At 38.8% G+C, this 15,586-nt stretch carries 15 protein-coding genes; 5 read left to right on the forward strand and 10 right to left on the reverse strand.

The genetic code is table 11. The annotated features are described in order from the left end of the window. Window positions 1–15: 15 nt before the first annotated feature. The 4 genes from EXE09_RS08895 to EXE09_RS08910 all read right to left on the reverse strand — a co-directional run bounded on the left by EXE09_RS08895 (window position 16) and on the right by EXE09_RS08910 (window position 2,675). The gene (locus EXE09_RS08895) at window positions 16–231 is read right to left on the reverse strand and encodes a hypothetical protein (RefSeq protein WP_068974547.1); all 216 of its coding nucleotides are present in this window, start codon (window positions 229–231) and stop codon (window positions 16–18) included. 22 nt (window positions 232–253) lie between these two features. Beyond that, entirely contained in the window at window positions 254–1,432 is a 1,179-nt protein-coding gene (locus EXE09_RS08900) for a cyanate transporter (protein WP_130117026.1), read from the reverse strand. Window positions 1,433–1,523: 91 nt separating this feature from the next. Next, complete coding sequence (locus tag EXE09_RS08905; protein WP_068974545.1) at window positions 1,524–1,988, reverse strand: nucleoside deaminase; 465 nt, start codon at window positions 1,986–1,988, stop codon at window positions 1,524–1,526. Between the two features lie 18 nt (window positions 1,989–2,006). Next, complete coding sequence (locus EXE09_RS08910; RefSeq protein ID WP_130117027.1) at window positions 2,007–2,675, reverse strand: ankyrin repeat domain-containing protein; 669 nt, start codon at window positions 2,673–2,675, stop codon at window positions 2,007–2,009. Window positions 2,676–2,861: 186 nt separating this feature from the next. On the opposite strand from EXE09_RS08910, the gene EXE09_RS08915 reads away from it, so the two are divergent. Continuing rightward, a complete protein-coding gene (locus EXE09_RS08915; protein WP_130117028.1) occupies window positions 2,862–3,725 on the forward strand; it encodes a LysR family transcriptional regulator in 864 nt (287 codons plus the stop codon). Window positions 3,726–3,994: 269 nt separating this feature from the next. Here EXE09_RS08915 and EXE09_RS08920 read toward each other — a convergent pair whose 3' ends face one another. The 6 genes from EXE09_RS08920 to EXE09_RS08945 form a co-directional block, all read right to left on the reverse strand. Beyond that, window positions 3,995–4,828, reverse strand: coding sequence for a tetratricopeptide repeat protein (locus EXE09_RS08920; RefSeq protein ID WP_165382047.1), 834 nt, complete (start codon window positions 4,826–4,828; stop codon window positions 3,995–3,997). An 89-nt stretch (window positions 4,829–4,917) separates the two neighbouring features. Further along, window positions 4,918–5,517 (reverse strand): hypothetical protein, encoded by a 600-nt coding sequence (locus tag EXE09_RS08925; protein ID WP_130117030.1) that lies wholly within the window; start codon window positions 5,515–5,517, stop codon window positions 4,918–4,920. A gap of 58 nt (window positions 5,518–5,575) precedes the next feature. Continuing rightward, window positions 5,576–8,215: a bifunctional aconitate hydratase 2/2-methylisocitrate dehydratase gene (locus EXE09_RS08930; RefSeq protein ID WP_130117031.1), complete on the reverse strand. Its 2,640-nt coding sequence runs from the start codon at window positions 8,213–8,215 to the stop codon at window positions 5,576–5,578. Between the two features lie 308 nt (window positions 8,216–8,523). Then, a complete protein-coding gene (locus tag EXE09_RS08935) occupies window positions 8,524–8,793 on the reverse strand; it encodes a hypothetical protein (protein ID WP_068974539.1) in 270 nt (89 codons plus the stop codon). A gap of 130 nt (window positions 8,794–8,923) precedes the next feature. Next, window positions 8,924–9,298, reverse strand: a complete 375-nt coding sequence (locus tag EXE09_RS08940) for a hypothetical protein (protein WP_087551728.1) — start codon at window positions 9,296–9,298, stop codon at window positions 8,924–8,926. Window positions 9,299–9,393: 95 nt separating this feature from the next. Further along, window positions 9,394–10,158 (reverse strand): glutathione S-transferase family protein, encoded by a 765-nt coding sequence (locus EXE09_RS08945; RefSeq protein ID WP_130117032.1) that lies wholly within the window; start codon window positions 10,156–10,158, stop codon window positions 9,394–9,396. Between the two features lie 398 nt (window positions 10,159–10,556). Here EXE09_RS08945 and EXE09_RS08950 point away from each other — a divergent pair, with 398 nt between their 5' ends. From EXE09_RS08950 to EXE09_RS08965, 4 genes are all read left to right on the forward strand, one after another. Then, window positions 10,557–11,762 (forward strand): SfnB family sulfur acquisition oxidoreductase, encoded by a 1,206-nt coding sequence (locus EXE09_RS08950; protein WP_130117033.1) that lies wholly within the window; start codon window positions 10,557–10,559, stop codon window positions 11,760–11,762. A gap of 33 nt (window positions 11,763–11,795) precedes the next feature. Beyond that, on the forward strand, window positions 11,796–13,043 hold the full coding sequence (locus EXE09_RS08955) for an SfnB family sulfur acquisition oxidoreductase (RefSeq protein ID WP_130117034.1): 1,248 nt from the start codon (window positions 11,796–11,798) through the stop codon (window positions 13,041–13,043). Then, window positions 13,043–14,482, forward strand: a complete 1,440-nt coding sequence (locus EXE09_RS08960) for an LLM class flavin-dependent oxidoreductase (protein WP_130117035.1) — start codon at window positions 13,043–13,045, stop codon at window positions 14,480–14,482. Before EXE09_RS08955 ends, EXE09_RS08960 begins: the two co-directional genes overlap by 1 nt. 227 nt (window positions 14,483–14,709) lie before the next feature. After that, window positions 14,710–15,576: a MetQ/NlpA family ABC transporter substrate-binding protein gene (locus tag EXE09_RS08965; RefSeq protein WP_130117036.1), complete on the forward strand. Its 867-nt coding sequence runs from the start codon at window positions 14,710–14,712 to the stop codon at window positions 15,574–15,576. Window positions 15,577–15,586: the final 10 nt, after the last annotated feature.

Genomic DNA, 15,586 nt, shown 5'->3' on the forward strand with positions numbered 1-15,586 from the left:
CTTTAACAAGAACAATTATTCGATGTCAAAAACCCATTTTTTAGCGTCTAAATCACTGGTTGTTTCACAGACATAGTAATCATGATCCCAAGCATCTTGATTGAAAATTTCTTTTTTGAAATAAGTGATTTGTTTGCCATTTTCAATACAGACAAAGCTGTCGCCTTGGTCTTTGACTTGTGTTCCGTTGAGGAAGCCTCCTATACAGAGGAATCGGGATTGTGAAGGCATGTAGAAGCTCAACTATCAGCACTTAGTTTAAGCGTATTACTTTATCATAATGTTGCGGATTCAACCTGATCATCAATACACCTACTACAATCACCATGGAGAAATGCCAAACCCAACCCATCACATAAGTACCCGTTAAACTATGGAAAACTGCAAGCAACCAAGGTGCCATCGCAGCCAGAATAAAACCACCACCTTGCATTAAAGCAGATAATTGACCTGCATGTATAGGATCAGGCAAATGATCTAAAACCACCACCATCAATAATGCAAAGCAACCACCTAAACCCGCACCCACTGTCACTGCCCATAAATACGGCATCCATTCAGGTCGCAATGCCAAACCAGCAAAACCAACCAATTGTAAAACCAAAGTCAAAGCAAGCCAGCTACGACGATCTTTGTTGTCACGAGATAAATAAGGTAAAAGTAATGCTGCCGCAGCTTGGCTTAAGGTAAGCACTGCCATTAAATGCCCACTGGCTGTGGTGCTCCAACCCAAATCCTGAAATGCAGGTGCGAGCCATGCAACAATTGAAGAATATCCTCCATTGATTAAACCAAAACAACTGATCAATAACCATGTTCGTGGCTGTTTGAGCGAAACCCTAACCTTCGGCATAGTTTTGGTTGCTGCTGAATTTGGTTGAATAAAAACATTGGCAAAAAACAAAGCAATCATTGCAGGGATGATGAAAATTGCCAATCCCATTTTCCAGTCACCACGACTTTCAGCAACAGCAGGTGCAAGCAAAGCACCCAATGCCCCTCCACCCATGAGCATGGCGGAATATAATCCCATCATCGGGCTTAAGTGCTGAATAAATTCTCGTTTGATTAAACTCGGGAAGATTGCCTGAATCACGGCAACACCAAATCCAATGATAGCCGCAGTTAAAATTAATACCGCACCATTAGGCACGACAAAACGTAAAGCACAGCCTAAAGCAATCAGCATCAATGCACTGAGAATCGCTTTACGCTCACCCAGTAGATTTTGTATGGCGGGTGCAATAAATGCGATGATTCCCATCAGCAACATCGGCACTAAAGTTAGTAAAGCAACACCTTGTAAACTTAATCCTGTGCTGTGGCGAATTTGATGTATTACAGGACCGATACTGGTCATAAATGGACGCAGATTTAAGCCGACCAAAGCCACTGTGATGACCAACATGCTGCGATGATTGAGGAATTTCATAGTTCTACATTTATATCTATTGATTGCACTTAGGTTTTGCTACGATGATTATTGAACCTTTATATCGTTCAGCTTTTATCCAGCTTAAATTTCATTGCGTAGATGCTTTCCAAAATGCATATAAATCTGGCTTATGCTCAATCCGTACAGGAATATATTGAATATTCATACTTTGTTCAGCAAAAGGCTTGGCAAGGTCTGCATAAATCCCCGCAGTAGACAAACCAAATGCTTCTCCATCTTCATTGGAATGTGCATAGTAAACTGCTTCCACGCCTGCCATACGCATCGCAGCCATACACATTGGACATGGCTGACCACTGGCGAAAACCGAACAACCTGCTAAATTGGCAGTACCTAACTGCTGACTTGCTGCACGGACAGCCAAAAGTTCAGCATGTGCTGTAGGATCATTTGTAGTTATAATCTGATTGACACCTGTTGCAATCACATTGTCATCTTTGACCAAGACTGCCCCAAATGGACGTCCACCGACTTCACAGTTTTGATAAGCCAATTCAATCGCTTGCTTAAGAAAATTTTCTATATTTTTCACAGTTACCCTCCACTTAAACTATTTTGTACCTGCATTCAACAATGCTTTTTCAATAGCAGAATAATGACGTTCTTGCGCATGTTGTAATGCAGTCACTCCCTCACGATCAGGAATATTCACATCTGCCCCTGCTTGAATTAGCAGATTGATAATATCTAAATACTTTTGGCTACCATCCCCCAAAACCACCGCTTCCATTAAGGCAGTCCAACCAAGATTATTGATATGGTTCACATCCACGCCCGCCTGAATTAAAGTGCGTACCGTTTCCACATGCCCACGTTCAGCCGCCGGAATCAGTGCCGTACCGCCATAACGATTGGTACTTTTCAAGTCTGCGCCATGTTGCAAGGTCATTTTTAAAATTTCCAAATGACCTCGCGCGCCTGCATAGAGATAAGGACTATCCTGAATAAGATCTTTAGCATTCACATCTGCACCTGCTTCAATCAATGCTTTTGCCACATCAACATTATTTTCATGTGTAGCAACCAATAATGCGGTTGCGCCTGATAAATCACGTGCGTCAATCGGTGCTTTTTCTGACAATAATTGTGAAATTTTTGCAACATCATCCGTTTCTGCTGCTTGATGTAAAGTTTCTGTTTGCATTGAAGCTCCTGAAGTTGCATGACCACATGCGCTCACTGCAACAGCACATAGCGTGATTATCCATGATTTATACATTGCATCATCTTCCTTATAAACAGCACTCAGCGCGCATCAAAATATTTGAATTTCAGTGAATATGACTCAGGATAGCCAAATAAATGACTATTTAAAAATTAAATTATTTAATCAAATACATTAAGATATTAAATAGTATCTGATGCACATTTGCCTGTTTATCGTTTTATAGAATGGTGGCTTTTCATGTTTGATCCGCGTCTTCTTCGCGCTTTTGTCAGTATTGTCGATGCAGGCAGTTTTACTTTGGCTGCTGAACGTTTGCACATGACCCAATCTACGATCAGTCAACAACTGGCACGTCTTGAAGATGCTGTAGGAAAACCGTTAATTGATCGTCAATCTCGTCCCTTACAACTGACTGCATCAGGTGAACAGCTCATTCGTTATGCACGACGAATTTTGGCTCTACAGCTGGAAGCTCAACAAATTTTAGATGATCCTACAGGTACGATTCCTATTCGTATTGGTTTGCCTGAAGACATTATGAATGCTGAAATGGCACTGATTTTAGGGAGTTTTACTCAAGCAAATCCAAATGTGCGTCTTGAAGTTACATCGGGGCTAAGTCGTGAATTAATGGAGAGTTATTGTAATGGTCAGTTTGATATTGTGATTGTTAAGGAATCTGCTGCCAGTGCAGATCATCGTGCGACATTTCCAGAGCCTTTGGCATGGTTTGAAAGTATTGATCATGGCGGAAATTGGCAAAATCCCCTTGCCCTTGTCGCTTTTCATCAAGGTGGATTGTATCGATATGAAATGTTCGAGCTTTTGGAACGTGAACAGCAAAACTGGTACATTGCTTTTACTGGAAATAGTATCTCCAATATATTAGTCAGTGTTGAAGTAGGTTTAGGTTTATCTCTTTTACCTATTGCAACGACAAAGAATTATCGTGTCCGTCAATATACACAGTTTGGTTCAGTTACCCCTATCGCTATTTCTATTTATGCATGGGATCGTGACGGTTTGATTGACTCATTGGTTGAGCGGATGACGACTGTTTTACAACAAAGATTTAATGAGTTTAATTGCTTAAATCTATAAACATCACCTTATAAATAATGAAAAAGACAAGCATTTGCTCATCTTTCTCTTTCTAGCTTAATGAAATCTATGTCATCAACCCATTTTTTAGCGTCTGAATCTCTGGTTGTTTTTCAGTAGATAAATTGTCACACATCCTGATTGAAAATTTCTTTTTTGAAATAAGTCACTTGATTACCATTTTCGATAGAGACAAAACTGCCGTCTTGGTCTTTGACTTGTGCCCAGTTTAAAAACTACCATATTGCATATCCTAACTTATCAAAATTTTATTTGCATTTAGGAGTTTTTAATTGGTTTTTTGATGCTACTTTATCAAAAATATCAGAAGTTAATACAGGATCTTGCGCGCAAGCTGACTGAAACCATTTCATTGCCTCAGTTTCATTTTTAGAAACACCTAACCCACCATAATAGAGTGCAGCCAAACTAATTTTAGATTTATAATCACCCTTAGTTGCTGCTTTTAAAAGCCATTTATATGCATTAGCATAATCAGGATTCTGGTTATTCTTTTTAAGATATATCATTGCAATTAGAAATTGATATTTTAAAATACCCTTTTCAGCTAAAAGTAGTGTTGGTTTCTCAGCTAAATTCAAATTATTTACTTCGTAGTAGTAATAATTAGCCAAGCTTTCAATATCTTTTTGTTGCCCTAGTTCCGCAAGCTCAATCAGAATCCTTTCTACTCTCTCTTCATTTCTTGTTATCTCATTACGATAATACATTCTTAATAAATTACGCTGAGAATCTTCAACTTTTCGATCTGCTGCAATCGAAAACCATTTAGCTGCTTCAGGATAATTAACTGGCACTCCCTGTCCTTTATAATAGAGAACTCCCAAATTATGATTAGCAGAACGATGCCCTAAAGCAGATGCTCGTTTATATAGTTCAATTGCTTCACTTAAATTTTTTTCAATACCGTACATACCATTTTGTTTTAGTAGAGCTAATTCATAAAGACCTTGTTTGTCATTGCTTTTTGCTTTTTCTATCGTGCTTGTAACATCATAATTCTTTATTTCTTCAGCATAAGTAATCGTTATGAAACTAAAAACCAAAACAAGTATACTAAATATTTTTTTCACAAATTTCATTTTCATTCTTTAAAAAACATATTATTCAAATAGAATAAATTATTGTTTACACTTAGTCATGAACATTAGTGTCTAATGTATGTGAAGCATTATTCATTATAATTGTCCGACTTTTTTATAAAATCTTCACGCTCAATCAACATATCCCATTCTGTTAAGCTATAAATTTTTAAATTTTCCACTTTGGTGCCGACCAATAAAAACCGATCATCCCACGTTAGAACTTCATTTAAATCATTCGGTTTATTTTTTGAAAAGATTGGAAAAATTTCAGGTTTAAAATCCATCAAACCACTTTCAAGCAATGCTTTAACTTCTTTCGGATTTTCAGGAATCTTATGAAAAATTGGAATTCTAGCTAAAATCTGTTCTGTAATTTCACTCGCATTATTATATAAATCATCTAAATACCACTTTTCGTCTGTGCATCGCCATAAATATAGATCACATTTCTCTTGATGAATACGCAAAGTTTCAGTGATTGCATCAGGATCTTGATACCAAACTGAAAATTGTAAGCTCTCAGTTGGCACAATTTTAAATTCAGGCAAAGACATATAAGAATTATTCTTTAATACTTCTAAAAATAATTTTCTTAAACTTTCTTTTAATAATTCAACAGCTTTTGTATTACTCAATATTTGTATGAGTTCAATTTTATAGTCTTGTAAATTTGGGATACTTTTCATTTTATTATCAAAAAATAAGGGCTGAATAATCAGCCCTTATTTTCAACTACTTAATCAATTAAGACAATTGAGCAGCAGCAATTTTCTTAGTATCAACTTCTTTAGAAGCGTCAGTATACGTTTCCATTTTGTCGAAGCTTAAGTATTGATAGATGTCAGCAGACATGCTGTCAATCTGAGCTGCATACTGTTGATATTCTTCTGGAGTTGGTAATTTACCAAGTACAGCAGCAACAGAAGCAAGTTCAGCAGAAGCTAAATAAACGTTCGCACCTTGACCTAAACGGTTCGGGAAGTTACGAGTAGAAGTCGATACACAAGTCGTGTTCGGAGCTACACGTGCTTGGTTACCCATACATAATGAACAACCTGGCATTTCAGTACGTGCGCCAGCTTTACCATAAATGTTATAGAAACCTTCTTCCATCAATTGACGCTCGTCCATACGCGTTGGTGGAGCCAACCATAAACGAGTAGACAATGAACCACCTGGTACTTTATCTAGTAATTTACCAGCAGCACGGAAGTGACCGATGTTAGTCATACAAGAACCAACGAATACTTCGTCAATTTTCACGCCTTGAACGTCAGATAACAATTTCGCATCATCTGGATCGTTTGGACAGCAAAGAACTGGCTCAGTGATTGTCGCAAGGTCAATTTCATACACTTTAGTGTATTCAGCATCAGCATCAGCTTTAAGAAGTGATGGATTCGCCAACCATTTTTCCATGTTCTCAACACGACGAGCCATAGTACGCGCATCGCCATAACCTTCAGAAATCATCCATTTCAACATAGTAATGTTTGATTTAAGGTATTCAGCAACTTTCTCTTCAGAAAGCGTGATTGAACAACCAGCAGCAGAACGTTCAGCAGACGCATCAGAAAGTTCGAATGCTTGCTCAACAGTTAAGTCAGTTTCCATTTCTGTTAAGTCGATCTCAAGGATACGACCAGAGAAGATGTTCTTCTTACCTTTCTTCTCTACAGTTAAGTCACCTTGTTGGATCGCAACATAAGGGATTGCATGTACAAGGTCACGTAAAGTGATACCAGGTTGCATTTTACCCTTGAACTTAACAAGAATAGATTCAGGCATATCAAGTGGCATAACACCAGTTGCTGCAGCGAACGCTACAAGACCAGAACCTGCTGGGAAAGAAATACCGATTGGGAAACGAGTATGTGAGTCACCACCAGTACCAACTGTATCTGGAAGAAGCATACGGTTTAACCAAGAGTGGATAATACCATCACCTGGACGTAGTGATACACCACCACGGTTCATGATGAAATCAGGAAGCGAGTGTTGCATTTGAACGTCAACTGGTTTTGGATACGCAGCTGTGTGACAGAAAGATTGCATAACAAGATCAGCAGAGAAGCCTAAGCAAGCTAAGTCTTTCAATTCGTCACGAGTCATCGGACCAGTTGTATCTTGCGAACCAACAGTCGTCATCTTAGGTTCACAGTAAGTACCTGGAAGTACACCTTGACCTTCAGGAAGACCACAAGCGCGACCAACCATTTTTTGAGCTTGAGTGAAGCCTTTACCAGTTGCAGCAGGTTGAACTGGTGCACGGAATAAAGTAGAAGCAGGAAGACCTAAAGCTTCACGCGCTTTAGTTGTCAAACCACGACCAACGATCAAGTTAATACGACCACCCGCACGAACTTCATCTAGAAGAACTGGAGTTTTAAGTTCAGCTTCAGCAATCACAGCACCATCTTTAGATGCAGTTACTTTTGCAGCAGCGTGATCAATTTTAAGAACGATTTCGTCGCCCATGTTCATGTTTTGAACGTCGATTTCAACTGGTAATGCACCAGCATCTTCCATAGTGTTGAAGAAAATCGGCGCAATTTTAGAACCTAAGCAGTAACCACCGTCTTTTTTGTTTGGAATGTGCGGAATGTCATCACCGAAGAACCAAAGAACAGAGTTAGTTGCTGATTTACGAGATGAACCTGTACCAACAACGTCACCAACGTAAGCAACTTGATTGCCTTTCGCAACAAGATCTTTAATTTGGTTCAGTGGACCAACTTCACCAGGAACTTCTGGGTTGATACCGTCACGTACGTTTTTCAACATTGCATTTGCATGTAATGGAATATCTGGACGGCTCCAAGCGTCTTGTGCAGGTGACAAGTCGTCTGTGTTTGTTTCGCCAGTTACTTTGAAAACTGTAAGTTTGATTTCTTCTGGAACATCTTTACGGCTAGTGAACCATTCAGCATCAGCCCAAGATTGCATCACTGCTTGTGCATTTGCATTGCCTGCTTTTGCTTTGTCAGCAACGTCATGGAACGCATCAAATACAAGAAGAGTTTTCTTAAGTGCTTCAGCAGCAAGTTCAGCAAGCGCAGCATCATCAAGAAGAGCAACTAAAGGCGCTACGTTATAACCACCAAGCATAGTACCTAGTAAGTAAACCGCGCGTTCTTTAGAAACTAATGGAGAAGTCGCTTCACTTTTTGCAACAGCTGTTAAAAATGCAGCTTTTACATAAGCAGCTTGGTCAACACCTGCTGGAACACGATTTTCAAGCAAGTCAACTAAGAATGCTTCTTCGCCAGCTGGTGGATTTTTTAATAATTCAACTAGTTCAGCAGTTTGAGCATCATCAAGTGGCTTCGGTGGGACTCCGAGTGCGGCACGTTCTGCAACGTGTTGGCGGTAAGCTTCTAGCACGGTGTTATTCCTCTTTTTTAAAAAATTGCTTATGAATTCCAGCTTGTCAAAAGCTTCACGAGCAATATGGACTGTCAAATTTTACTAAAAATCATGTCAAAAGTTAATGCAATGAACGTATTAATTCGTGATGACCATTATTTTATAAATAAATAGTTAAGCACATCTTATACGGAAAACTTGAAATTTGATCATTCAACAATCATTTCAGAGATTACTGACATTCGCATTACTTTTAACGACATTTTATAGACATAAAAATGGCAACCTAAATGTTGCCATAGTATTGTGACTAAAAGTATTACACCTTAGTGGACTGTTGTACTGTTTACGTACTTTTGAAATTCAGTACGACAACCTTCAAATTTCATTTGCACTTCGTCCTCATGCAACATCATGTGATCTGCACTGGCAAAGGATATTTTGACTAAATAGAGTTTGGCTTGTTCATCAATCATTTCTTGGAAAAAAACTTTATCACCAAGACTCAGTACATAATGGCTCCCACTAATGACAGCCACACCTTGTTCATCTTCTACGAGCAAATCCGCATTGTGTAAATATGCAACAACTTCCATGATCAGTCCTCGCGAGTTTTTATTTTCTATTTCTATATTTTATATATGCTTTTCTTTTTTTATGCTAATCATATTTTGTGACTAAATTTGACCTATTTCCATAAATGACTGATATAAAAAAACCGTTCACTTAGAACGGTTTGTAATCTGGCATTTTTTTCGGATCATGTGGTGTTTTTAAACACTGTTCATAGGCTTCTTGTTTGAACTTGGTTTGTACCGCAGTTTGATCAGCTTTCAATTCTGCATCTGGTAATGCATAAATTTTTTCAAGATATTCAAGTACAAAACCTTTCGTTGTTGGATCTGTTACTTTATTGGCATAGTCTAACGCTTCTTTATGCGTAATACCGTTTTGACGATCTAAAGTGATCGAACGCGCTGCATTGCCAATACTGGTACAGTAACCTTGCCAAATCTCTTCAGGCGTTGCAGGTTTTTTTTCAGCACAACCTACCATCAATAAAACAGTGCTTAAAGCACCTAACATCACGAACTTTTGCATTCAAAAAATCTCCAATCACGCCCTATGATACTGAATTTTTCAAAAAAATGGAGACTTATATTGAGAATCTATCTCGATTACACCTGTAATTCTATTTAAATCCCGCGCCAATCCACACGTGCATGACGTTCGGTTGCATAAATTCGTTTGATATATTGTCCCAAAGGAAGTTCCAGTAAATGCTGGCAAAACGCTGTGAATTCAACTGAATTATGCTCTGCCTGTTCTCTTTCCCATGGCGTTGAATCAAGTGTCAGTAAAGGTGCAAGCATAGAACATACCGCAATATCAGCCAATCCTAAACGATCTCCAACCATATAACGACATCCATTTTCAACTAAAACTTGATTCAGGCTTTCAATCGTCATATCGAGGCTATATTTAGACTGTTCCACACGCTCATCATCGAGCTGATAGCGTTTTGACATCAAACTTTTTAGAATTGGTTTGGAAAATTTCTCAAACTGACGTAAATAACCTTTTTCACCGATAATAATTTCAAGTGATTCATCACCTTCAGCCAGTGCATGTGCCAAGCCCCAACGACGTACATGAATCCCCAGTTCATTACAAATCCCATCTATTTCTAAGATCTTTTCACGTAATGTCGTGTCACCACGAATCAAACGATGTTCTGGATAGACATCATCTAAATACAGTGCAATTTGGGTTGTTCCCGCTACATATTTTTCGCCATCTTTTAAAATCGGTAATTTATTTTGCCCTGTTTTTAGTTGAGCAAAAGCGCGATGTACACCTAGCGTAACATTTTGCGCAGTAAAATCCAATTCCTTATGATCCAGCAACCAACGTGCTTTTTCGCAATAATGAGAGAGTGGGAATTGGTACAACGTGCGCATGAAATCTCCAAATTTATTCTTCTAATTAAAAACTTAAGGTGATCTAAAATAGATAGATGAATCCTGACTAATCTTCTGTACTTTAGACACTCATCCGCAGAATTACAATGAACATTTTGCTCAAATTATCTGTCATCTCACTCAATTTTCATCGTATCTGTTATCTCTCTTTCTTGAGTCTTTATTTAATACAGGAATAATCAATTTGAAATTGATGTTATTTTCATCTCAAAAATTAGACTTATTTATTAATTTTCAATCAATTAACTTATTAATTATCTTCAAAAACTTTGCACTTTAAATCTTTAAAAATAATTGTGCTAAGTAAATAAGAATCCTTCGTTTAATTTTTACCGCATTATTGCTTAGCGTTTTGGTATTGATCCATAGGTGCCAACATGTCTACTTTAAATTCAACAGCCAATATTTTTATTATTGAAAATGATCAACAAGCAATTAATGCAGCCTATCAAGTTGCTGACTTTGCATTGGTAGAACGAAATATTCGTGATCAACAACGTATTCTCCCTGTTGATGTGATTGACGATTTCAGTCACAAAGGCTTGGGAGGAATTCGCATCGCCAAAAAATATGGGGGTGCAGAAGTTTCCAATAAAACTTTGGTTCAGGTTTTTCGTATTTTATCCAAAGCAGATGCAAGTGTCGGGCAAATTCCACAAAATCAATTTGGCTTATTGAATGCGATTGAACAAATTGCCAATGAACCACAAAAACAGTTTATTTATGGCGAAATACTCAAAGGAAAACGTTTAGCCAATGGCGGTCCTGAACGTCATAGCAAAGATACAACTGCGATCACAACTCGATTAGACAAAATTGAAGATCAATATCTTTTAAATGGCGAAAAATTCTATTCCACAGGGTCTTATTTTGCCGATTACTTGGCCATTCGTGCCTTACATCCTGAGGGCTATACGGTTTTGACCATTATTGATGCCAAGGCAAAAGGTGTTGAAATCTTGGATGATTGGGATGGTTTTGGGCAACGTACTACGGCGAGTGGCACAGTTCGCTTAAATAATGTGGTGGTTCATCCTGACTTAATCATGAAAGAACATGTGCTCGCAGATTTATCTAAATATCGTGGTGCATATTCACAACTGATCCAAGTGGCGATTGATGTCGGAATCGCAGAAGCTGCCTTTGCCGAAACAATTTCTACGATTCATAAAGCACGCCCTATTGTCGATGCCAATGTCGAGAAAGCCAGTTTTGAAGCCTACACCCTACAGGAAGTCGGCAAACTAAATATTTTGCTCGATGCTTCTATTTTACTGTTGGATGAAGCGGCTGAATACCTTGATCAACTTGATTCTCAAGAGATTGTTACACCTGAAGAAGCCAGTAAAGCTTCGATCATTGTGGCTGAAGCCAAAGTCTATGCCAATGATGCTGCCCTACATATTTCTGAAAAGCTGATTGAACTTGGTGGTAGCCGTTCAAGTTTGGAGACACACAATCTCGATCAACATTGGCGCAACGCCCGTGTGCACACCCTTCATGACCCTGTTCGTTGGAAATTTTATGCCATTGGTAATTTTTACCTCAATGGTGTGCAAAACCAACGCCATGCTTGGATTTAACACACAGTAAAAATCATTCATCAGGGGAATAAGATGACCACTTTTCAAAATATTTATAAATCTGAACATACTGAAACAGTAGCAAATCTAGGCTTTGCCAAAGCACATATAATCAAAACTGATGCAGAGGCTTTAGACATTGCCGAAGCCTTAAGTGTGCAATTTAAAGAACGTGCGATTCAACGAGATGCTGAACGTCTTTTGCCTTTTGAGGAAATTGAAGCTTTTAGCCAATCAGGTCTATGGGCAATTACAGTACCAAAACAATATGGTGGTGCGGAAGTTTCCAGTCTGACTGTAGCAAAAATCATTGCACTATTCAGTGGTGTAGATGGTTCAATCGGACAAATTCCGCAGAACCATTTTTATGCTTTGGAAGTACTGCGCAATAATGGCACAGAAACGCAAAAGCAAAAGTTCTATGCCGAAGTACTTGCAGGTGCGCGTTATGGCAATGCATTGGCAGAGTTTAAGACCAAAACCGCAGCGCAAAAACATACCCAAATTGCGCAAGCTCAAAATCAGCATGGCTTTGTGGTGAATGGTGAAAAATTCTATTGCACAGGCAGTTTATTTGCACATCGTATTCCAACGCTTGTCCGTGATGCAGAGGATCGTGAATACCTTGCTTTTATTTCAGCCGATGCTCAAGGCGTTCAACGTATCAATGATTGGACAGGTTTTGGACAAAAAACGGCAGGTAGCGGTACGGTTAAATTCAATCAAGTTTTTGTTGAAGCTGAAGATGTGGTGCGTTTTGATCACGCATTTTCCGAACCCACCTTGGTCGGTCCTTTTGCGCAAATCATGCATGCTGCAATTGAAACAGGCATCGCCCGAGCGGCATTTGAAGAAACCATTCAAAGTGTGAAAAAGGCACGGGCTTGGGTCGATGCCAAAGTAGAAAGTGCAGATCAAGATCCATTAACCATTTATGAATTGGGTCGTGTAGCAGCTGATGTTCAAGCAAGTGAAGTACTCCTCAAACAAGCGGCTCAATCGATTGATCTAGCAAAGCCTCATCCAACTGCTGAGAATATTGCCAAAGCTTCAATCGATGTCGCAAAGGTTCGTGCGCACAGTACAGAAACAGCGCTCAAAGCATCATCGAAATTAATTGAACTTGCAGGAAGCCGTGGCAGTCAACGGACAGATGGCTTAGATCGACATTGGCGCAATGCTCGTGTACATACCTTGCATGATGCATCTCGTTGGAAATATTACTTTATTGGAAATTATGTGCTGAACAATATTCTCCCACCACGCAGAGGGACATTGTAATGACAAATACATCTCAAAAATCGACGCAAAAAAAGCAAATTCTACTCAACGCTTTTGATATGAACAGCGTGGGTCATATCAATCATGGTTTGTGGACGCATCCTCGTGATCAGTCACATCGTTTCAATGAACTCAGTTATTGGACTGATCTTGCAAAAACATTGGAAGCAGGATTGTTCGATGGTTTATTTATTGCCGATATTACAGGGGTCTATGATGTATATCAGAATGGTATAGATTTGACACTGAAAGAATCTATTCAATTGCCAAGTCATGATCCATCTACCTTGGTTTCAGCGATGGCAAGTGTGACTCAAAACTTAGGTTTTGGAATTACAGTCAATCTAAGTTATGAAACGCCTTATCAATTTGCACGGCGCTTTGCGAGTTTAGATCATCTCACCCAAGGCCGTATCGGTTGGAACATTGTCACAGGGTATTTGGACAGTGCCGAGCGTTTAATTGGTCAAAAGGGTTTAAAAGACCATGATCTGCGCTATGAACAAGCCGAGGAATTTTTAGAGCTTTGCTATAAATATTGGGAAGGTTCCTGGGAAAATGATGCGATTCGTAAAGATAAAGTAAATCGTATTTTCACTGACCCCAATAAAGTGCATCAGATTCAACATCAAGGTCGTTTCTATCAAAGTGAAGGTGTATTCCAAGTTTCACCCTCACCACAACGTACACCTGTACTGTTTCAAGCAGGTGCTTCACCTCGTGGTCTAGCCTTCTCTACCCGACATGCCGAATGTGTCTTCATTGGCGGTGACCAACCTGAAAAGATCAAACAGCAGGTTGATAAAATTCGTGAATTGGCTGTGCAACAAGGTCGCAACCCTGAGGACATTAAAATCTTTGTTGGTATTACAGTCGTCACCGCTGAAACGGATGTATTGGCACAGCAAAAACTTGAAGAATATGCAAGTTATGCAAGCCCTGAAGCAGGTTTGGCGCATTTCTCAAGTTCTGTTGGTATTGATCTTGCGCAATATGCAGATGATGAAGCGATTCCTTATCGTCAAACCAATAGCATTGCATCGGTGAATAATAAGTTTAAAGAAAATAAGATCACGCCAAATGATTTAAAAGCACAGCACAAACTTGGTGGACGTTATCCACTGATCATCGGGAGTGGTCAAACTGTTGCTGAAAAACTGATTCAACTAATTGATGAAACGGGTATTGATGGTTTTAACCTGACTCGCACAGTAGCACCTGAATCACATCGTGACTTTATTCAACATGTGATTCCTGAACTTCAACAACGTGGACGATTTAAAACTGAATATGCGCAAGGCTCTTTACGCCAAAAAATCTTTCAACATGGCGATCATCTTACAGCGCTACACCCTGCTTCACATTTTCGATGTCAAAGCGATAAAGATAAGCAACACCAATACATTGTGAGAGAAACAGTGGCTAAGCAAAGTGCTTAATATATTTTCAGGATCGAATAAATAATGAAAAGCCCCTTTGGGATGAGGAGTGGGACTCCACAAGAGGATGAGGAAATCCTTATAAAGATACCTCTCCCTAACCCTCTCCTTACAAGGAGAGGGAACTTTCATTACTTTTCAAAAAATTGATTAAAACGGTTCAAAAGATACAAGTCTATTCGTTTTTACATATCTCAAATGAGATTATTTTATTTAAGGGGTTATACATGACTCAAACAAATACAACAGCCAAATCACAGCAATCCAAAAACAAGTTTATTGTACTTGGTGTGATTATTATCGCGGTCATCGCAGGATTAATTTATTGGAATCAGCATAAAAAAGCAGGTTCAGAAGAGATTACCCTAGGGATTAGTCCACCATTTGCAAAACCTTTACAAGTTGCAGTTGATGAAGCGAAGCAAAAAGGGATTCATGTAAAACTCGTCGAATTTTCAGATTGGAATACACCCAATATCACGCTGAATCATGGTGATATTGATGCCAACTATTTTCAACATCAGCCATTTTTAAGCAATGCCACCAAAGAAACAGGCTTTAAGCTCAAACCGATTGCCACAGGTGTTGCAACCCATGTTGGTCTTTATTCTAAAAAATATAATTCCTTAGATGCTGTGCCTGAAAATGCACGTGTGGTGATTCCCAATGATCCTGTGAATCAAGGTCGTGCTTTATTGTTATTACAACAAGCCAAACTCATTACGCTCAAAAACCCTGAAAATCATTTGTCGAATTTGCAAGACATTATAGAAAATCCAAAGCATTTTAATTTCATCGAAGTTGAAGGACCGCAGACTGCACGTGCAGTTGATGATGCTGATTTGGTATTTAGCTATCCACTCTATTTACGTTTGGCAAAAACCATTGATCCAAATAAAGCTTTGTTATTGGATGACAATACCAATACCCGTTATGCCATTTTATTTGTGGTGAAAGATGATTATGAGCAAACCCATCCTAAGAAAGCAGAACAGTTAAAAGAGTTTATTAAAATTTACCAAACTTCTGACAAAGTTAAACAAGCTTTAAATGATGATGTCGGTGAAAACCTATGGTTTGCAGGTTGGAAATAAGGAATAAATC

The organism is Acinetobacter sp. WCHAc060025 (genome assembly GCF_004209355.1).
GTDB lineage: Bacteria > Pseudomonadota > Gammaproteobacteria > Pseudomonadales > Moraxellaceae > Acinetobacter > Acinetobacter wuhouensis.